This is a genomic window from Streptomyces sp. NPDC100445 (assembly GCF_044759735.1).
Lineage (GTDB): Bacteria > Actinomycetota > Actinomycetes > Streptomycetales > Streptomycetaceae > Streptomyces.
The window spans coordinates 174,088-194,028 of the sequence record NZ_JBIVZV010000004.1; the positions used below are offsets into that span (position 1 = coordinate 174,088).

Sequence of the window (19,941 nt, forward strand, 5' to 3'; positions counted from 1 at the left end):
GGAGAAGCCTTTGATGACGGTCGGTACACGACGCACCGGACTGGCGGCCACCGCTGGCGTACTCGGCGGTGTACTCGCCGTCACGGCCCTCGGCGGTACGAGCAGCGCCGCCACCGGCGACAGCGGTCGGAGCGATACGCCGGCGCACGCGCAGGCCGCCCCGGCGGACGCGCCGAAAGCCTCGGACGCCCGCATAAAGATCACGCCCGGCCAGGGCGCCCACGGTGTCCGGACGAACGACCCGGTCGGCGTCACCGTCGGGGACGGCGTCCTCACCAAAGTGACCATGACCGACGTCACCACCGGTGCCGAGATACCGGGCGCCCTGTCCGCGGACCGCACCTCGTGGAAGCCCGACGGCCGCCTCCAGCGCGCCACCACGTACCAGATCACCGCGGAGGCCGAGGACGCCCAGGGCCGGCCCGCCACCGGGAATGCCACGATCACCACCGAATCCCCGGCGAACGACTTCATCGGGCACGTCTCCCCCGCGAACGGCTCGACCGTCGGCGTGGCCATGCCGGTGACGGTCACCTTCGACCGGGCGGTAGGGGACAAGGCCGCCGTTCAGTCGGAGATCCAGGTCGGGTCCAGCAGCGGCCAGCGCGTCGTCGGGCACTGGCTCGACGACCATCGCCTGGACTTCCGCCCCGAGACCTTCTGGAAGGCCGGCTCCACCGTCACCGTCACGCTCACCCGCGACGGCGTCCGGAAGACGGTCACCTACACGGTCGGCCGCAGCCAGATCAGCACCGTCGACGCGAAGACGAAACAGATGACCGTCGTCCGGGACGGCAAGGTGATCAGGACCATCCCGATCTCGTCGGGCAGCCCCGAGCACCCGACGTACAACGGCACGATGGTGATCTCCGAGAAGTTCCGGCACGTCCACATGAACGGTGCGAGCGTCGGCCTCACCGAGAAGGACGGCAAGCCGTCGTACGACATCCAGGCCGTCCCGCACGCCATGCGCCTGACCGACTCGGGCACCTTCATCCACGGCAACTACTGGAGCGCCGGCTCGGTCTTCGGCAAGGTCAACACCAGCCACGGCTGTGTGGGCCTCAGGGATGTCCGGGGCGACGACGGCAAGCAGCCCGCCGCGTGGTTCTTCGACCACTCCATGGTCGGTGACGTCGTGATCGTCAAGAACTCCGGCGACAAGACCGCGCTGGCCCCGGGCAACGGTCTCAGCGACTGGAACATGCCGTGGAGCGAGTGGGTCGCGGGCGGCCCGGCCGCCTGACCCCATCCCCGGCCGTCCCGCTCCACGCGCCCGCAGGCTCCCCTTGTCCGCCGGGTGACGGCCGGCACGTTGTGGAGGTGTCCCCCTCCGGTTACCCCGTCCGGGAGCGGCGGGTCAGGTCCTCCGCTCCCGGAAAGGCGCCTCGCACGGTGTCCCCGCGAAGCCCAGCGCCGCCGATGCGACGGAGCCCCTCCCGACAGGCGCGGGCCACGGTACCCGCGGCGAGGCCGAGGTCCGCGGCCGGCCGCGGCACCGTCGGGCGGCGCTCGTCCTGGGCCGGCGGGCCGCTGCCGATCAGGTCGGCGATCCGTGCACGGACCTGCTCGTAGCGTGGGACCGGTCCCGGCGTGGCCACGGCGTCGGCGAGGCCAGCGGGGCGAGCGGGACACCGGCCGGGGCGAGCGGCACGACGGTCGCCCGGGGTCCAGCGCCCGACACTGGCGGAGCCACCTCAGCAGCCGCGCCGGGTCTTCGTCCCGATCTCTCACCCCGGGCGCCGGACACCGTGCCACCGGGGTGGTGTGTCCGGCTCGGGCCGGCTGGGAGGGTGGGAACCCGTGCCGTGTGCCGCAGGTGCGCGGGCGTCCCGGCGGAGCCGTGGCAACGGGCGGCGACACGGCGGCGGGGATACCATCGGCGCGAGCGAAGCGCGTGTGGAAGGGCGGCCCCGGATCCGCGAGCCCCTCGTGATCCCCGGGCGAGGGCCCAGGCGCGCTGTCTCGGGACCGTGTCACCGGGTGCTCCGTCCCGGGCACCGGCGCATCCTGCGGGATCACCGCGACCGTCTGCGTCACCAGCCCCGATCGTGGAACCCGGGCCGCATGAGCAAGAGCGCGCTGATCGTCATCGACATGATCAATACATACGAACACAAGGATGCCGACCTGCTGATCCCCTCCGTGGAATCGGTCGTGCCGGCCCTGGCCGGACTACTGCGGCGGGCTCGCGACCGAGGTGTTCCGGTCATCTACGTCAATGACAACTTCGGCGAGTGGCGCTCACACCACGGTGAGCAGCTCGAGCGGGCCCTCGCCGGGCCGCGTGCGGACCTGATCGAGCCGGTGAAGCCCGACGACGACTCGCTCATCGTCCTCAAGGCACGGCACTCGATCTTCTTCGAGACACCACTGAACTACCTGCTCACGGAGCAGGGGATCGACCGGCTGGTGCTGTCCGGTCAGGTGACCGAGCAGTGCGTGCTGTATTCGGCGCTCGACGCGCACATCCGCCACTTCGACGTGGTCGTACCGAAGGACGCGGTCGCGCACATCCACGAAGACCTCGCCGAGGCGGCGCTGCGCATGATGGAGCGCAACATGGGGGCGCTCGTCCGCGAGAGCCACCAGCTGTGGGCGTAGCGCCCACTATCGCCGTCCGGAAGCACCGGCCGGGCCGTGCCCCCGACCGGTGGCCGGTGGTCGGTCGGCGGGCACTGGAATCCGATCCGGCGATCTCCGGCAGCCGCCGTGCAGGGGCAGCCTCACCCGTTGCGGCATGGTGCCCGGTGCTGCCGGGTCACGTCGAGGTGATGGGGGGCTCTTGGTCGCACCGCTCTGACCCGACGGCATCCAGGCTCTCGCCGCTCTGGCGGCGCCGGTGCGCGACCACATCCGTTCGGCGTCGTCGGTGGCTGTGCCTTGCGGCGGGGGTCCTGCCGGGCGCGGGCAGCACGACAGGCCGACAGGCCAACCGGCTGGAACCAAGATCCGCCGGAGGCATACGCGGCCGACACGCTTCGGCCTGGGCGCGCGGCGCCGCGACGAAGCCGGGGGGATGCCTCTTCCCGCAGGGCGCGGCGGCCGGGAGACCGAGGATGCCGACGACGGCACGCGTCCGGCGGGGGCACCGCCCACGAGTCGTACCGTCACATCGGTTGTTCTGCCCCGCCCCGTGCCGCCATGCTGTCGAGGTATGGGGGAAGTGAGGACACCGACAGCCACCGGTGTCGATTGCGAGGCGCGGCTGGCTTTCCATCTCTTCGCCGCGTCCGACTCCGAGGAGGCGGGCGCCGCGAGGGATGTGCTGCGCCGGGCCGGTGTCGCGTACGTCGACTTACGTCCGCCGGGTGTCGACACTCCCGGCGACGACGTCCTCGTCGGCACCGCCGGCCCCAGCGCGCTCGTGGACATCGTCACCGCGCTTCGCCACCTCTTCCGGAACGGGATCGCCGTACGCCTCGCGGGGCCGGCCGACGTCGTCGTACGGTCGGATTCCCGGATCGAGCACGGGCAGGTCGTGATCCGCGCGCCGGGCCACGACGTGCTCGCAGGGGACGCCGCGGCCCTGCGCGCCGCTCTCGACGGCCCACTCGCACCGGGAGCGCCTGACCCGGCGCCCCTCCCCTACCCGCCCAGCGTCCTTCTCGACGACCACCAGAGCGCCGAGCTCGCCGCCGAAGCAACCCGCCTCGCCCGTGTCTTCACCGATCCGGACTTCGTCCGCGGCCTGGATCCCACCGGCGCCCTGCTCGACGATCCGGAGAAGCTGGCGGACGTGTCCAGCAGGCCCCGCGCCCTGCTCGACCTGCTTCTGCTCGCCCACGGTTTCTCCCGTACCGACGGCGGCGATCACCGCGTGCGCGACCCGCGCCTGCCCGGACCGGACGAGGTCCGGCGAGTGGCCGCCACCGTCGAGGTCTTCGTCCAGCCGTCCACCGACCCGGAGTCCCGGGTGCTGGTCCGCTCCCTCGCCGACGGCCGACAGGGTTTCGTCATCGGACTGCCACCGCACACCGCCGAGTTGATGGCCAACGTCTCCTGGGCCCTGCCCGCCCTCTTCGCCGTCCCCGGGACCGCGACATTCGGTGCCGCCGATCCGGCCTGCCGCGCGCCCGACCACGATCCCGCCTGGGACGACATCGACGCCACCGTCGCCTCGTACCTGCGCTCCTGGCGACCCCCGCGAGCCACCGCCCCGCTGCCGTTCCAGCCACTCATCCCGCAGGCCATGCCGCAGGACGAGAGCCGCTACGGCCCCGGAGACCCCTACCTGGTCTTCGACGCGTGCACCCTCTTCCTCATCGCCCGTGAACTCACCCCCATCCTCCAGGGGAGGTACGACGGGGCCGAGCCGCCCCTGGCTCCCTTCACCGCGGGACTGCCCCGGGAGGTACGCCTGGAGACGCAGGCGGACTGCGCGGCGTACGTCCACACGATGAACGCCCTCATCCTGGGAGCCGGCGAGAACGGCTTCTTCGTACCCGACTTCGACAACATCCGGCGTCACTTCCATTCCGGACGGCCGGGCCGGCTCGGCCGGACCCGGCAGCGTGAGGAACGGGCGCGGCACGACGCCAAAGTGGTGCTGGCCTGTGTGAACCGCACGACCGAGGCCGTGCTCAGTCACTACGCCGTCGTGGACATGTTCGCCGCCCTCGCCCGCGCCCGCCGCGACGGCGCCCTGGCACGCCGTCTGGAGGCGATCGGCGACCGGCGGGAGGCGGTGTGCCGCTACATGCTGTGGGTCAAGGAGCACGCACTGCCCGAGGCCTGGGGGCTGCGCACCCGGGTGGTGGGAGAGGAGGACGGATGGGAACGCGCACGGAAGTACGTCCGTCATGTGCAGCGGCACCTGGTCCCCACACTGGTCGGCCCGTCCGGCTGACCGCTTCCGCCGTCGTGGGGACAGCCGCCCCGGCACGTCGCTACGGTGGCGACATGAACGACATCACCGTCGGCGAAGCCATCGACCACCTGCGAGCCGAACTCACCGCCGCCCGCGATCGTGCCGCGACCTCCGGTGTCCGCTTCGAACTGGGCGACATCTCACTCGAGTTCACGGTCGAGCTGCGTCGGGAGCGGAGCGGGAAGGGGTCCGTCAAGGCGTGGGTCGTGTCCGGGGAGGCGGAGGCCGTGCGAGCGGAGACCGCCACCCACAGGATGTCGTTCACGCTGCGCGCGGTCGACCAGGACGGCGAGGGCATCCGCATCGGCAACAGCGACGCTCCGACGGGCGGTCTGGCCGGTGGAGGCGGCCTGATCCGGTAACACGCCGCGGGCGTATGACGGTGAACGGGGGAACGGATGGAACTGAACCGTGTCGTCGCGGTCCTGCTGCCGGACGCACGGCAGCGATACGGCGGCAACGGAACCGGTTATCTCCTCGGCCCGAGACTCGTGCTGACGGCCCGGCACGTGCTGAACGGGAGGACCAGTTGTGACGTACAGGTGCCCGGTGGCCGTACGGTCCCCTGCACCGTCGTCTGGCGCGGCACAGGTCACGTCGACGCGGCCCTGCTCCTCGCCGGGACAGACGTCCTCCGGCAGGTCGCCCCGGTCCGCTGGGGGCGGCTCGTCACCGCCCGGCACCAGCCCTGCGACGTCGCCGGCTACCCCGAGGCCGGGCGCCGGGCCGGCGGCGCCCTCGACCTGGAACAGCCGCGTGCCACCCTGGCCCCCGGCACCGGCGCCCTGTCCCACCGCTACACCGTGGAACTCGCCAGCGCGCCACCCGCCGACCCCGGCCGACGCGCACCCTCCCCGTGGAGCGGCCAGTCCGGCGCGGCCCTCTTCAGCCGCGGGCTGTTGACCGGCGTCGTCGTCACCGATGTGAGCGGCTGGGGGCTGCCGCGCTGGGAGGCCGTACCGGTGTACGCGTTGCTGGCCGACCCGCGGTTCACGGACCTGGTCGCCCGGCACACCGCCGCCGCGCCCGTGTGGGAGCCGGTGGACCTCCAGGACCTTGTCGCACCCGCCGCGAACTGGCGGGTCCGCTCCCCGGCGACACTGCTGGACCAGCGCGCCGAAGTGGTGCGCTTCCACGGCCGCGAACATCTGCTCGGGGAACTGATCGGCGACTGGTGCGAGGGTGACGGCGTGCGGCTCGCCGTCCTCACCGGGCCCGGCGGTGCCGGCAAGTCCCGGCTCGCCCGCGAGCTGTGCGCGCGGCTGCGTGACCGGCACGGCTGGGTCTGCGGCTGGCTGGACGAGCGCCGCCCGGTGGAGGACCTCGACGTGCTCGCCGAGGTGGACCGCCCGCTGATCCTGGTCGCGGACTACGCCGAGCTGCGGATCGCCCAGCTGACCGCCCTGCTCACGGTCCTGGACCGACGTCCCGACGGTCGCCCCGCAGTGCGGTTGCTGCTCACCGCGCGGGCGCGGGGCGACTCCACCGGCGGCTGGTGGGACCAGCTCAGGGCCCGCACGCGGGAGACGAGGAACCTGACCTACGACGCCCCGCACCGCGAACTGCCACCGCTGACGGAGTCGTCGGACCGCGACACGCATTACCGCGACGCCCTCACCGACCTCGCCCGGCGCCTCCCCCAGGCACTGCCCCGAGCGCTGAGGGACGTCACCGGTGACTGGACGGGACGCGTCGCCCTCGTCGCCCCGCGCGACGTGAGCGGTCCCGAGTACGGCTCCGCCCTCACCCTGCACATGACCGCCCTCACCGACCTCCTCGCCACCCATCCGGCGACCCGCCCGGACGACACCGGACTGCGGGTCGAGGAGCAACTCCTCCTGCACGAGCGCGCGTACTGGGAGGACAGCGCCGCCGGCCGTCCTCGCCTGGCCGAGGCGGGCCCCGTCGCTCTGGCCGACGCGGTGGGCACCGCGGTCCTCACCGCCGGCGCCGAATCGGTACTCGCCGCTCCGCTGTTGCGCTCCTCGCCCGGCTTCCGCACGGCCGACGTCCCTACCCTGGACCAAGGCACGGCCTGGCTCGGCGAGATGTACCCCGGCCCGGGCGACAGTTGCTGGGACGCCCTCCAGCCGGACCGCCTGGGTGAGTACCACGTGGGGGACCGGACGCGGGCGGACGCCCACCTCGTGATCCTGCCCCTGCTGACGCTGGCGGGGGCAGGGGACGGGCCGGCACCGCGGCGCTCCCGAGTGGACGAGCCGACGCCCACCGGGACCCTCGAGTCGCGCTCCGCACTGCCGTCCCCCTCCGCCGCCCACACCCTCCTCGCCGCCCTCGTCACCCTCTCCCGTGTGGCCGCACTCCCCCGCCACTGGACCCCCGTCGGCCACGCCCTCGACGAGGCACTCACCCGCGAACCGGCCCTCGCCGGCAGCGTCATGGAGGCCGCCGCCCTCACCGAGTCCCCCGAGCCGCTCCTCGACGCCCTGCACCGGCTCACCGACGCACCCGGCAGCGAGCCGGAACTGCTGCTGGAACTGCTCGACCGGCTGGGCACGGGACGCAGCCGAGTGCTCGCCGGGTGGGCCACGCGCACCGCCGCGATGGCCGCGCAAGGGCTTCCGCCGGCCCTGCGCGCCGTCGCGCTCGTACATGAGGCGGGGTGGCGGCAGACCACCGGGGATCACTGGACGGCCGTACGACGATGCGACGAGGCCTTACGGCTGTACGACTCCGGTGAGGCCGAAGCCATCCCTGCCGCACGGCTCACCACGCTGCTGACCAGGGCCCGCTCGCAACGGTGGAGCGGCCAGACCGATGAGGCACTGGCCGACCTGGACCTGGCCGCCGGTCTGCTGGACACGCTCACCCCGGCCGACCGGCCCGTCACCGAGGCAGAGATCCTCGGCGAGCGCGCCCGGGTCCTCGTCGTCGGCGGTGACGACACTGCCGCACGCCCCCTCCAGGAGCGACGCGTCACCCTCCTCACCTCCCTGGCCGACGGCGGTGACCCCGCCGTACTCGAACGCCTCGCGGACGCCGAGGCCGAACTCGCCCTCACCCTCCATCGCAAGGGTGAGTTCCGCGCCGCCGCCCGGATGCTGTCGGAGCCCACCGCGCGGACCCTCCGACAGTTGGCCGACGAGCGGCCCGACGCACTCGGCCACGACGCGCTGGGCAGCCTCGTCGGCCGAGCCAACCGGCTGCGCATGCTGGACCGGGACGAGGAGGCGCTCACCGTTCTGCGCGACGTGCTCACTGTGATCGACCGGCCTGAGAGTCTGGCCACCCCGGTGGCCGCAGCCTCCCTGGCCGTCGTCCTCAACAACATCGGCGCGACACTCGTCTCCCTGAACAGACCCGAAGAGGCGCTGGAGCCGATCCGCCGGGGGCTCGCCATCCGACGACGTCTCGCGACGGACGACGGCGCCCCCGACGAGCTGTTCTGGAATTCACTCCTCCAATACGGGTCCGTGCTGACGGAACTGCGCCACCTGGAGGAGGCGCGGGACGCCGCCGAGGAGTGCCTGGAGGTCGGCTCCGAGCTCGTCCGCCGCAAGGTCTCGCGGCCCCGGGTGCGGGCCCAGGCCCAGATGATGCTCGCCGAGAACCTGATCGACCTGGCCCGGAGGAACCCCGACCATCCCGACCACCGGCGCGACCTGCGCAGGGCGAAGCGACTGGTCGACCGGGCCGTGCGCGCCTACGGGCGCGACCTCAATAACCTCCCGGGCGACCATCTGGGCGAGTACGCCGCCATGCTGTCCGTCGCCGTCGACCTGTACTTCGCCCTCGGCCACCGCCGGTCTGCCCGCGCCGTGATCGCCTTGACGATGCTCGTCCGCCGCGTCCTGGTCCGCCGTGATCCCGAGCAGCACGGCGACAACGTGGCGGCCCAGCTCGAGGCCAGGGCCGGGGAATGCCTGGAGGCCGGGCAGCTGGGGCTGGCGGAGGGCCTGCTCGGTCAGGCGGTCGCCGTCCGGCAACTGGTCCTCGACGTGTGCGGCCTGCCCACCGACCGGGTCGCCCTGGCCGGCACCCTCGCCCAGTACGCCGGCGCGCTCTCCCGGATGGGCCATCAGCGTGAGGCTCTCCCCCATCTGCGCAGGGCGCTGGAACTGACCCACGAGGTACAGCCCCACACCGAGCCCGACCAGTACGCGCTCGCCGTCGCGACCTGCCACTACAACCTCGCGGACACCCTCCCCTGGACCGGCGCCTTCGACGAGGCGCTGCGGGAGGTGGCGGCCTCCGAGAGAAGCCTCGCCCCACTCGCCGGCGTGGACCCCGACCTGTACGCGCGCGAGATGGACGATTGCGTCCGGCTGCGCGCCGAGATCGTCGAGGCGGCGGAGCACGGTCTGCCCGAACGGCGTCGATCCTGACCCCCCGTCGGGTGCTTGACGTCTTCCGCAGGCCCCCGAACGACGTCCCGGTGGCCGTGGCGCAATCCGTCCTTACCGTCGGGGTGCGGCCACGACAGGATGATGTTCATGGGGGAGCTGTCGCCGTACGAGGCCCGAGACGCTGCCGGCTTCGTCTCTCTGATGCGGCAGCTGAAGGAGCGTTCCGGGCTGACGTACCGTGAGTTGGAGGAGGTCGCCGCCCGGAGCGGCGACGTGCTGGCGCGCAGCACACTGGCCGACACCCTGCGCCGGAAGAACCTGCCGCGGCCCGATGTGGTGGCCGCGTTCGTCCGTGCCTGTGGGGACGGCCGGCAGCTCGGAGCCTGGCTGGACGCCAGGGACCGGATCGCCGCACAGGGCTCCGACGTGCCCACCACGGAGTCCGAGCGCCGAGCCGGGGTGGCCCCGCCCCAGGCCGAGAAGGCCACGGCGTCGCGGCCACGCCGGACGGAGCGACGTACGGTCGTGCTCGCCTCCGGGCTCATCGTCCTGCTGCTCGCCATGGCCACCTGGGGGGTACTCCACGGAAGTTCCGGCGATCCCGGCGTACCGGCTTCCGGGTCCCCTGCTGACGGCTGGGTCACCATCCGCCCCGCCGGCAGGCCCGACCTCTGCCTGACCGACGGCCGCGACCGCCGCGGCGCCTACGACAGCGCCGTCGCCGTCGAACTCCCCTGCGCCCGGGTCACCGTGCCACGCACCTACCTCGAACCCGTCGGCGAGGGCCTGCACCGCATCCAGTGGCACCACCCCGTGCAGGGGAAGGGATGCCTGACGGTCATGAGCTCCGGCCCGGCCAAGGGGATGCTCGAACCCCGCAACAACTGCGCCCGGGCCACCTTGTTCCGTCTGGAAGCCACCAGCGTCGGCAAGACCGGTGGGTTCCGATTCCGCCCGGCGGGCAGCGACAGGTGCATAGGCATCGTCGGTGACGAGACCGCGGAGGGAGCCGAAGCGACCGAGGTACCGTGCAGTGGCGCCTCCGACCAGCGGTTCCTCATCCGAACGGGCTGATCCTCGAGGCGCTGACGGGAACCTGCGGCGGGCCGATGGGGAGCCGGGAGGGGCAGGCCGGGCGCGCAGCCGCTGCTCGCCGGCGTCGGCGTCCAGGCCGCGCCGCCGACCTCGTCGCTGCCGCTCGCCGGTGACACCGTCCGTCCCAGAACTCTCGGACGTGGCCGTCGAGACGTGAACTCCCAAGTAGCTTTCCGCGGGCCGGCAGTTCGCCGCGCCCAGGCTCTTGACCGAGCCCGGTTCATCGCTATGGTCTAGACCTAGTGAGTCTGGTCTGGACCAGAGTCGGCTACCGCCCCCGGACCCGTGGCGGCGGTCTCGATCACACCGAAGGAAGTGGCATGGCATGAGCACGACACGACGAGTGGCTGTCGCCGTCGGCGCACTGGTCGCCCCCCTGCTCGCCGTCAGCCTTCCGGCGAGCTCGGCCAGCGCCCATGGCTGGGTGACCCTGCCCACGAGCCGGCAGGAGCAGTGCGCCGAGGGCATCGTCGCGTGCGGCCAGATCAAGTACGAGCCGCAGAGCGTCGAGGGGCCCAAGGGCCTGCACAGCTGTAGCGGTGGACACGCCGAGTACGCCGAGCTCGACGACGACAGCAAGCCCTGGCAGGTCACGCCGGTCGGCTCGAGCGCGACGTTCACCTGGCACAACACGGCGCGGCACTCCACCAGCAACTGGCAGTACTTCATCGGCAACCAGAAGATCGCCGAGTTCGCCGGCAACAACACGCAGCCCGGCGCCGATGTCAGCCAGCAGGTGAACTTCGGCGGCTTCACCGGCCGTCAGAAGGTGCTCGCCGTCTGGAACATCGCGGACACCGCCAACGCCTTCTACTCCTGCGTCGACGTCAACATCGGCGGCACCGGCGGAGGTGGCGGCGGCACCGGCGGAGGCGGTGGCACCACGTGCACCGCCGCGCCCTGGGACGCCGCACGTGTCTACAACAGCGGCGACAGCGTCTCCTACGGCGGCCACACCTGGCGCGCCAAGTGGTGGGTGACGGGCGACAAGCCCGGCACCACCGGCCAGTGGGGCGTCTGGGAGGACCTGGGAGCCTGCCCGGCCTGACCCCGGCCACGTCCGGCGCGCGCTCCCCGGGGCGCGCGCCCACCCATGCCCGGGGCACGCGGCGCGCGGGCCGGCACCGCCCGGCCCGGATGCGCGCGACATGGAGCACCCGGCGTCACCCTGCCGGCGCCGGGGCCTTCGCCAGGAGGGACAGGTCCGTGGAGACGGCACAACCGGTGGAGTCCTGGGCGGAGTTCGGGCGGCGACTGCGGGCCCTGCGCAGACAGGCCGGGCTGACCCAGTCGCAGCTCGGGATCAAGGTGGGGTACCACCACAGTCTCATCAGCAGACTCGAAGCGGGGCTGCGCGAACCACCGGCCGGGCTCGTGGGCCGGCTCGACTCCGTCCTGGGCACCGGCGGCGAGCTGGCGGCGGTCGTCGCCGCACCGTGCGGGACACCGTACCGCCCCGAACGCCCGCCGGCGGACCCCCGGTTGTTCACCCCGGTGCCTGGCGGCGGGGAGACCCCTGTCCACCATGGTCTGCTGGACCCCGTGCTGTGGCCGTCGGAGCTGCCCGCCGAGGGACTGGCGTGCCCGCTGCACGGCACGGTGGGCTGTACGGTGCCCGACCGGGCGGGGACACCGGCCCTGTTGGACGGGCTGACCGCGCCGCAGGGCGGGTTCGGCGGCCTCACGGGCGGCGAGCCGGAGCTGCTGCACGCGCTCACCGCGGTCCTGGCCTGTCTGATCCGCGGCGCGCTGCACCGGGGCGCGCCGGACGGCATGGCCACGGTGGAGCGGCTGTTACGGGCCCTGGTGCGGTGGGCCGCGGAGGTGAACTCCACCGGCCGGCTGCCGTACGGGCAGCTCCGGCTGGCCGCCCAGTACGCGCAGGTCGCCGGGCGGCTGCGGATGCAGCGCGGGCAGAGCAGCATCGGCATGGCCTGGTTCGGCCACGGCCTGGGCTGGGCGGAAGCGGCGCACGACATCCCGGCCCGGGCGACCCTGCTCAGTGACATGTGCACCTTGGTCCGGCTCGACCTGGACGCCGGGTCGGCGCTCGCGTACGCCGAGGCCATCGGCGCCGTGGACCCCGGGCGGCGATGGGTGGTCACCCTCTCGCACCTGTACCGGGCACGCGGACACGCGCTCGGCCACGACGTCGCCGAGTGCCGGCGGCACATCGCCCTGGCGCGGCGCGGATTCGCCCGCCTCGGTCACCGGGACCACCTGGAGGCGCCCTGGCTGTCCGGCGCCGAGGGCGAGATGAGGGTGGAGTCGGCGATCGGCGGGGCGCTGCGCGACCTCGCCGCCGCGACCGGCGACCGGGTGACGGCGCGGCGCGCCGTCGAGGCCACCGCGCGATCGCGGGCCCGGCTGCCGCCACCGATGCGGGAGACCCTGCTGCTGCTCACCCTGCGCCTGGCCGACAGCTGGGTCTGCGCGGGCGACCCCGGCGCGGCGGTCGCCCTGGCGGCCCCGGTGCTCGACGAGGCGGTGTCCTCGCGTGAGTTGACGATCAGCGCCGAACTGCGCGGACTGCACGGCAGGCTGCTCCCCCGCTGGGGTGACGTGCCGGAGGTCAGGGAGTACCGCGAGCGGCTGCCGGCCGCGGGGATCTGAGCGCGTCCCGCCCCCCGTCCCTTTGCCGTTTTTTGACAGAACGGGACGGCGGCCCGCGATCCGTTGACCCGGGCGCGGGGCGATGTGAGGGTTCGGCCAGCCCGGTCGTGCGGACTGCCGCACCGGGCGCGGGCCGGGCGGAGACACCGACGTACCGCGGACACCGGTGAACCAATTGGCATGGGCATGCCTATTCGGGCGCCGAGCGAGCCTCACGACCTCTCACAAGGAGCAACGATGCTGAGAAAGCTGGCGGTGGCCGGGACATCCCTGGCCCTGACGCTGGGAGGGGTGGTGATGCCGGCCGCCTTCGCCTCGGCCGCGCCCCACGCCGCGCCCCCGGCGGGCAAACCGAAACCGGCGCCCGTCGCCCGAGCCGTCGCCGCCGCCGACCAGGCGGCACGCAGCGGCCTCGACGCACTGGCCAAGGGCCCCGAGGAGCAGTACGACCGGCGGCAGGTGACCCCCTGGGTCAAGGGCCTGTACTCCGTCGCCTACGAACGCACCTACCGGGGCCTGCCCGTGGTGGGCGGCGACGCGGTCGTCCTCGCCGACGGCGACGGCCGGGTCCGCTCGGTCCAGTCCGCCACCAAGGCCAGGATCGCGCTCTCCACCAAGGCGCGGGTCACCGCCGCACAAGCGGTCCGCACCAGCCGGGCCAGGCTCGCGACGACCGAGAAGGTCGACTCCCGGCGGTTGGTGGTGCGGGCCGAGGGGGACCGCGCCACCCTCGCCTGGGAGACCGTGCTGACCGGACGTACCAAGGCGAACGTCCCCAGCCGGCTGCACGTCTTCGTCGACGCGCGCACCGGAAAGGTCGTCGACGCCTACGACGACGTGCGGGCGGGCAGCGGGACCAGCAAGTGGAACGGGCCGAACCCGCTGACCATCGACACCTCCCGGTCGGGCTCCTCCTACGTGCTGCGCGACACCACCCGGCCCGGACTCCAGTGTTCGGACTACAGCGGCGGCCTGTTCACCAAGACGACCGACAACTGGGGCACCGGCAGCCCCACGAGCAAGGAAACCGGCTGCGTGGACGCGATGTTCGCCGCGCAGAAGGAATCGGACATGCTCAAGAACTGGCTCGGCCGCAACGGGCACGACGGCAACGGCGGCAGCTGGCCGGTCCGCGTGGGCCTCAACGAACTGAACGCGTACTGGGACGGCTCCACCATCACCATCGGCCACAACAGCGCCAACGAGTGGATAGCCGGGATCGACGTGGTGGGCCACGAGTTCGGCCACGGCCTGGACTCCTTCACCCCCGGCGGCGCCAACCACGAGAGCGGACTGGGCGAGGCGACCGGCGACATCATGGGCGCCCTGACCGAGGCGTACGCCAACGAACCGGCGCCGTACGACACTCCCGACTACACCGTCGGTGAGATGATCAACCTTCAGGGCCGCGGCCCGATCCGCAACATGTACAACCCCGGCCAGGTCAACAACGACCCCGGCTGCTACTCCGCGTCGATCCCGCAGACCGAGGAGCACGCGGCGGCGGGCCCGCTCAACCACTGGTTCTACCTGCTGGCCGAGGGCTCCAACCCCGGCGGCGGGAAGCCCTCCAGCCCCACCTGCAACAACTCCACCGTCAGCGGCGTCGGCATCCAGAACGCCGGCAAGGTCTTCTACGGCGGCATGCTGCTCAAGACCAGCGGCATGACGTACAAGCGCTACCGCACCGCCACACTGACCACGGCGAAGAGCATCGACGCCAGTTGCTCCCTGTTCAACTCCACCAAGGCCGCCTGGGACGCGATCAGTGTGCCCGCGCAGACCGGCGACCCGACCTGCACGGGTGAGCAGACCGACTTCTCGCTCGCGCTCAGCCCCACCTCGGGCGACGTCGACGCGGGCTCCTCGGCGCGCACCACCGTCAGCACCACCACCGTCTCCGGCAGCGCCCAGCAGGTCTCGCTGACCGCCTCCGGCGCGCCGGCCGGGGTGAGCGTGTCCTTCAGCCCGGCGACGGTCACCTCCGGCAGCAGCTCCACGATGACGGTCATCTCCTCGTCGGCCACGGCCGCCGGGACCTACCAGATCACGGTCACGGGCACCGCCGGCGCCAGGACCCACACCGCCCAGTACGCGCTGAGGGTGGGCGGCGGTGGCGGCGGCAACCCGTCCACCCCGCCGGACGTCGACGTGGCCAAGGTGCAGGCGCACCTGACCCAGTTGAACGCCATCGCCTCGCAGAACGGCGGCAACCGCCGCTCCACCACGGCCGGTTACCGGGCCTCGCTCGCCTACGTCAAGGACCGGCTCCAGACGGCGGGCTACACGGTCACCGAGCAGAGCTGCACCTCCGGCTGCACCGCGGGAGCGGGCAACAACCTGATCGCCGAGTGGCCGCAGGGCGACGCGAACAACGTCCACATGTTCGGCGCGCACCTCGACAGCGTGTCCGCCGGGCCCGGCATCAACGACAACGGCTCCGGCTCCGCCTCGCTCCTGGAGACCGCGCTGACCCTGGCGCAGTCCAACCCCACCATGAAGAACCGGGTCCGCTTCGCCTGGTGGACCGACGAGGAGCAGGGTCTGAACGGCTCGAACTTCTACGCCCGTTCGCTCTCCACGACCGAGCGCGCCCGGATCAAGGCGTACTACAACTTCGACATGGTCGCCTCGACCAACGCGGGATACTTCGTCAACAACCTGAACTCGGCCGCCTCGACGCCGCTGAAGGCCTACTGGGACTCCCTGGGCCTGGCCCCGCAGGAGAACGTCGAGGGCCAGGGCCGCTCCGACGACTACTCCTTCCAGCAGGTGGGCATCCCCACCTCCGGCTACGCCACCGGCGCCTCGGCCGTGAAGTCCGCCGGCGAGGCCGCCAAGTGGGGTGGCACCGCGGGCCGCGCCTACGACTCGTGCTACCACTCCGCCTGCGACACCACCGGCAACATCAACGCCACCGCGCTGAACCGCAGCGCGGACGGGATCGCGTACACGATCTGGAAGACCGCCGTCGGTGACGCGCCCGCACCGGCCGACGACTTCTCGATCTCCGCCGACCCCGCCACCGGCACGGTCTCGCCCGGCTCGTCCGCCACGGTGACCGTATCCACCGCCACCACCAGCGGAAACGCCCAGAGCGTCAGGCTGTCGGCGTCCGGTGTGCCGGCGGGTGCGAGCGTGTCGTTCAGCCCGTCCTCGGTGACCTCCGGCCAGTCCTCGACCGCCACCGTGCAGGTCGCCGCGGGCACGTCCGGCGGCACGTACACCCTCACCATCACGGGAACGGGCGGGGCCAGCCACACCACCACCTACACCCTGACCGTGCCCGGCGGTGGCGGCGGCGACACCACCTGGCAGGTGGGCGCCACCTACGCGGCCGGTGACGTCGTGACCTACGACGGCGTCAGCTACCGGTGCCTCCAGGGCCACACCGCCGACCCGGGCTGGGAGCCGCCGAACGTCCCCGCCCTGTGGCAGCGCGTCTGACGGTCACCGCACGGCACGACGCACACGCACGACCGCACAGACCGGCCCCGGCCGGCCCCCGTGGGTGGAGGGCCGGCCGGGGCTCCGTCATGCTCACAGACCGCCTCGGCCGCCTCCCTCTCCGGCCGACCGCGGGGAGTTGCGGTCCAGGCGGCCGAAGTCGGAGTCGCAGGGCCAACTACAGAATCCGGCGCGTTCGACCTCCTCGTAGAAGGGGACGCCGTCGTCGCCGCGGTGGGCGGCGCGGTCGTGGTGGAGGTGGACGAGCGGGTCGCGGTGGCGGTCCATCGGGCCGTACCGTTCGGCCCGCCACACGAAGTCCTGGTCCTCGCCGCCCCAGCCGCAGAACCGCTCGTCCATGCCGCCGATCCGCGTGAACAGGTCCTCGCGCAGCCAGACGCAGCCGCCGGGGGGCCGGCGCAGGTGGACACCGCGCAGCCGGTCCTGGCCGGGGTCGGGGGCGGCGTCCAGGCAGCGGGTGCGGACGGCCTCGGCGCTGGAGGCGGGGTCGAGGAAGAGCATGTCCTCGAACGGCCAGTGGGCCTGGGTGCCGGGCCGCCGGAACCGCTCGACCGCCCGGGCGACGAAGTCGCGATCGACGAGGATGTCGCCGTCCAGGACGCAGACCAGCTCGGCGGGGCGGGCGCCGTGCACCACGCCGACGTTGACGGTCCACGACTTGTTGAATCGGCCGGGGTCGGGGGCGAACACGTAGGCGTCGCAGGCGTCGGCGAACAGCTCACGCCAGCGAGGCCGTTCGTCGCTCTCCACCACGACGACCCGGTAGTGGTCCCGGGGGTGGGACTGGTCGGCGAGCGCGTTGAGGACGGCCGCGAGGTTGCGGACCCGGCCGGTGGCGTCGTCGGGGGCGCGGAACGGGATGACCACGGCGGCGTCGACGGGGTGGGTGCCGCCGTGCGGCTTGCGGGCGAGGGCGGCCAGCAGGTCCGCCGTGCCGGGCGCCTCGGCGGCCCGCCCCGCCGCCGGCCGGCCGGGCGCGCCGGGCTGGACGAGCAGCCGGGACAGCGATTCGGTACGGGCGGCGGCGGCGCGGAGCCGGTCGACGCCCGCGTTCGCGACGCCGCAACGGCGCAGCACAGCGGTGAGCGCGGCGGTGAGCGCGGCGGCGGCGGAGCCGTCGGCGGGCTCCTGGGTGAGCCGGGCGGCGGCGGCCCGGACCGTGTCGTCGTCGAGGGCGGTGAGCGCCTGCGCTGTGGCGTGGTGAGCGTCGGCCGACCAGTTCCAGTAGTCGGGGGCGACCGCGCGGGAGACCGGATCGTGGACCAGGACGAGGCTGCTGGTCGCCGCAGCGGCCAGCGCGGCGGGCTCGGACGGGCGGGCGGCGGACATGGTGGTGTTCTCCCCCAGTGGTGTCGGGCGGGCGGTGACAGGCGGGCGGCGGCAGGCGGGCGGCGCGGGTGGGTGGTACCGGACAGCGCCGAAAGGCCGGTTACCGCACCGTCGTGCGGGGCTGACCGGGCCCTGGGTGATCAGCTGCCGTCGGTGCTGCGGGCCCGGCGTGGCGTGGCCAGGCCGGGCAGTGGTAAGCCGGCCCCGGCGTGGGTGGTCGTGCGGGCGACACCGCGCAGTGCGGCGGCCCGGACGACCCGGACGCCCGCCGGAGCATCCACGAAGGCGGGGTCGGCGGCCGGGTGGGCGTCGTCGGCGAGGGCTTCCTGGCCCCGCCGGCCCACGGAGGACCCCGGCAGCGCGTCTTCGCAGGGCAGGCCGTGGCTGGTGCACAGGCGGGTCCGGGCGACGCGGCCGCGATGCCCGGTGGCCACCAGGGTGCCGTCGCGGCCGAGGAGCACGGCCCCGGCGCGGACGTGGCGGTGCTCGGGCTCGGTCATGACGGGTCGTCCTTCGTCCTGCGCGCGTCGCGGGAGCGGCCGGGGCGGTCGGCGGTGGGCGTGGTGCCGGCGGGACGGCCCTGCGGGGTCAACACCACGGCGGCCGTGGCGGTCTCGGTGGTCGCGCTCGCCGGGGCGGGCGCCGTGGTCACGGCGCGCAGCGCGGCCAGGGCGCACAGGCCGCTGATCAGGGCGAGTCCGGCGCAGGAACAGACCCAGGCGGCGGTGGGTCCCGCCCAGACACCGCGGCCGAGCCAGGCGTAGCCGGCGCCGAACAGGGCGACGCCGGTGACGCCGACGACGGTGGACAGGGTGTTGACGGTGCCGCTGAGCGTCGCGGCGTACCGTGGCGGGACGGCGCCGGTGAGCACATTGAGCAACGCGGTGTGGGCGAGGCCGAGACCGAAGCCGCCGACGCACAGCACGGCGGTGAGCGGCCAGATGCCGGTACCCGCTCGGGCGGGCACGACGGGGGCGAGTGCGTACGCGGCGGTGAGCAGGACGCACCCGATGAACGGCAGGAGGCGCACGACGGCCCGCGGCGCCCGGCCGAGGACCGGGCCGGCGAGACCGAAGGCGCAGACCCAGCCGAGCGGGACGAGGCCGGCCTGCCAGGCCGGCAGCCCCAGCACCTGCTGGAGGTGGAGGGAGAGCAGGTAGAGCATGGCGATGTAGGTCAGCGTGGTGCCGGCGTAGGCCGCCAGCGACCAGCGGACGGTGGGGGCGGTGAGCGGGCGCAGGTCGAGGGCCGGTTTGCCGCCGCGGGCGATGACCCGCCGTTCGGTGCGGAGGAGCTGGGCGGCGAGCGGGACGGCGGCGAGCAGGAGCAGCCGGATCCAGTCGGGGTGCGTGAGGCTCAGCGGGACGAGGACGGCGAGAGTGGCGGCGGCCAGCAGCACGGTGCCGGGGATGTCGTTGTCACCGTTGCCCGTGCCCTCATGGGTGTCGGCGCCGGTGGGCCGGTCGTGCGGCAGGAGGACGAGGCCGAGCAGGAGGACGACGGCGACGACGGGCACGTTAAGCAGGAAGACCGCGCGCCAGCCGGTGCCGAGGAGGTCGGCGGAGACGATGGTGCCGCCGAGGATCTGGCCCGCCGCGGCTCCGCCGGAGAGGGTGACCGCGTTCCAGCCGAGGGCACGGGCGCGGTCGGGACCGGTGAACCAGCGGTGGATGCCGACCAGGACCTGGGTGGTCATCAGCGAGGTGGCGGCGCCTTGTAAGCAGCGGCTGACGATCAGGACGGCGGCGCTGGGGGCGAGGCCGCAGGCGAGGGAGGCGAGGGTGAACAGGGCCAGGCCCCACAGGTAGACCCGGCGCACCCCGTGGTGCTCGCCGAGCCGGGCGGCGGGGGCGATGAGCACGGCCGAGCAGAGCGCGTAGGCGGTGACCATGAGGGTGAGTTCGGAGCTGCTCACGTCGAGGTCGGCGCTGATGGCGGGTGCGGCGAGGTTGACGATCGCCAGGTCGATGTTGGCCATCGCCTGCCCGATCAGCAGGACCAGCAGGGCCATGCCGCTGGGTCCGGTCCGTCCGCCGGTCGTGGCTCGCACGCTGTCTCCCCCTCCGCTCCCCGCCCGGGGAGGTCGCTTCGTCCTCCGAACCTTTCGCCCCCCGGCCCGGCCGGACCGAAGCCGTCGGGTTCCGGCCGGTCCGGTCGGTGGCCGCGGCTCAGGCGCCGATGGCCCCGGGCCGCCGACGTCCGGGCAGCGACCGCCCGGAGCGGGCGGATCTCCTCGGCGGCGGCGCGGTGGTGCCGAAC

General features: G+C 73.4%; 12 protein-coding genes. 9 read left to right on the forward strand and 3 right to left on the reverse strand.

Annotated features, from left to right (window positions below):
* Window positions 1-13: 13 nt before the first annotated feature.
* From ACIQVT_RS12455 to ACIQVT_RS12495, 9 genes are all read left to right on the forward strand, one after another.
* Window positions 14-1,246, forward strand: a complete 1,233-nt coding sequence (locus ACIQVT_RS12455) for an Ig-like domain-containing protein (RefSeq protein ID WP_403751203.1) — start codon at window positions 14-16, stop codon at window positions 1,244-1,246.
* A gap of 821 nt (window positions 1,247-2,067) precedes the next feature.
* Window positions 2,068-2,604 (forward strand): cysteine hydrolase family protein, encoded by a 537-nt coding sequence (locus ACIQVT_RS12460; RefSeq protein ID WP_403751205.1) that lies wholly within the window; start codon window positions 2,068-2,070, stop codon window positions 2,602-2,604.
* A gap of 562 nt (window positions 2,605-3,166) precedes the next feature.
* Window positions 3,167-4,849: a hypothetical protein gene (locus tag ACIQVT_RS12465; RefSeq protein ID WP_403751207.1), complete on the forward strand. Its 1,683-nt coding sequence runs from the start codon at window positions 3,167-3,169 to the stop codon at window positions 4,847-4,849.
* Window positions 4,850-4,902: 53 nt separating this feature from the next.
* Entirely contained in the window at window positions 4,903-5,232 is a 330-nt protein-coding gene (locus ACIQVT_RS12470) for a trypco2 family protein (RefSeq protein ID WP_403751209.1), read from the forward strand.
* A gap of 36 nt (window positions 5,233-5,268) precedes the next feature.
* A complete protein-coding gene (locus ACIQVT_RS12475) occupies window positions 5,269-9,216 on the forward strand; it encodes a trypsin-like peptidase domain-containing protein (RefSeq protein WP_403751211.1) in 3,948 nt (1,315 codons plus the stop codon).
* A gap of 108 nt (window positions 9,217-9,324) precedes the next feature.
* Entirely contained in the window at window positions 9,325-10,251 is a 927-nt protein-coding gene (locus ACIQVT_RS12480; RefSeq protein ID WP_403751213.1) for a helix-turn-helix domain-containing protein, read from the forward strand.
* Window positions 10,252-10,597: 346 nt separating this feature from the next.
* Window positions 10,598-11,320: a lytic polysaccharide monooxygenase gene (locus tag ACIQVT_RS12485; RefSeq protein WP_403751215.1), complete on the forward strand. Its 723-nt coding sequence runs from the start codon at window positions 10,598-10,600 to the stop codon at window positions 11,318-11,320.
* A 158-nt stretch (window positions 11,321-11,478) separates the two neighbouring features.
* A complete protein-coding gene (locus ACIQVT_RS12490; RefSeq protein WP_403751217.1) occupies window positions 11,479-12,885 on the forward strand; it encodes a helix-turn-helix domain-containing protein in 1,407 nt (468 codons plus the stop codon).
* Window positions 12,886-13,122: 237 nt separating this feature from the next.
* A complete protein-coding gene (locus ACIQVT_RS12495; protein ID WP_403751219.1) occupies window positions 13,123-16,332 on the forward strand; it encodes a M28 family peptidase in 3,210 nt (1,069 codons plus the stop codon).
* A 93-nt stretch (window positions 16,333-16,425) separates the two neighbouring features.
* Here the strand turns inward: ACIQVT_RS12495 and ACIQVT_RS12500 are convergent, their stop codons facing one another.
* The 3 genes from ACIQVT_RS12500 to ACIQVT_RS12510 all read right to left on the reverse strand — a co-directional run bounded on the left by ACIQVT_RS12500 (window position 16,426) and on the right by ACIQVT_RS12510 (window position 19,732).
* Window positions 16,426-17,682, reverse strand: a complete 1,257-nt coding sequence (locus tag ACIQVT_RS12500) for a glycosyltransferase (RefSeq protein WP_403751221.1) — start codon at window positions 17,680-17,682, stop codon at window positions 16,426-16,428.
* A gap of 140 nt (window positions 17,683-17,822) precedes the next feature.
* The gene (locus ACIQVT_RS12505; protein ID WP_403751223.1) at window positions 17,823-18,182 is read right to left on the reverse strand and encodes a hypothetical protein; all 360 of its coding nucleotides are present in this window, start codon (window positions 18,180-18,182) and stop codon (window positions 17,823-17,825) included.
* A complete protein-coding gene (locus ACIQVT_RS12510; RefSeq protein ID WP_403751225.1) occupies window positions 18,179-19,732 on the reverse strand; it encodes an MFS transporter in 1,554 nt (517 codons plus the stop codon). Before ACIQVT_RS12510 ends, ACIQVT_RS12505 begins: the two co-directional genes overlap by 4 nt.
* Between the last annotated feature and the right edge of the window lie 209 nt (window positions 19,733-19,941).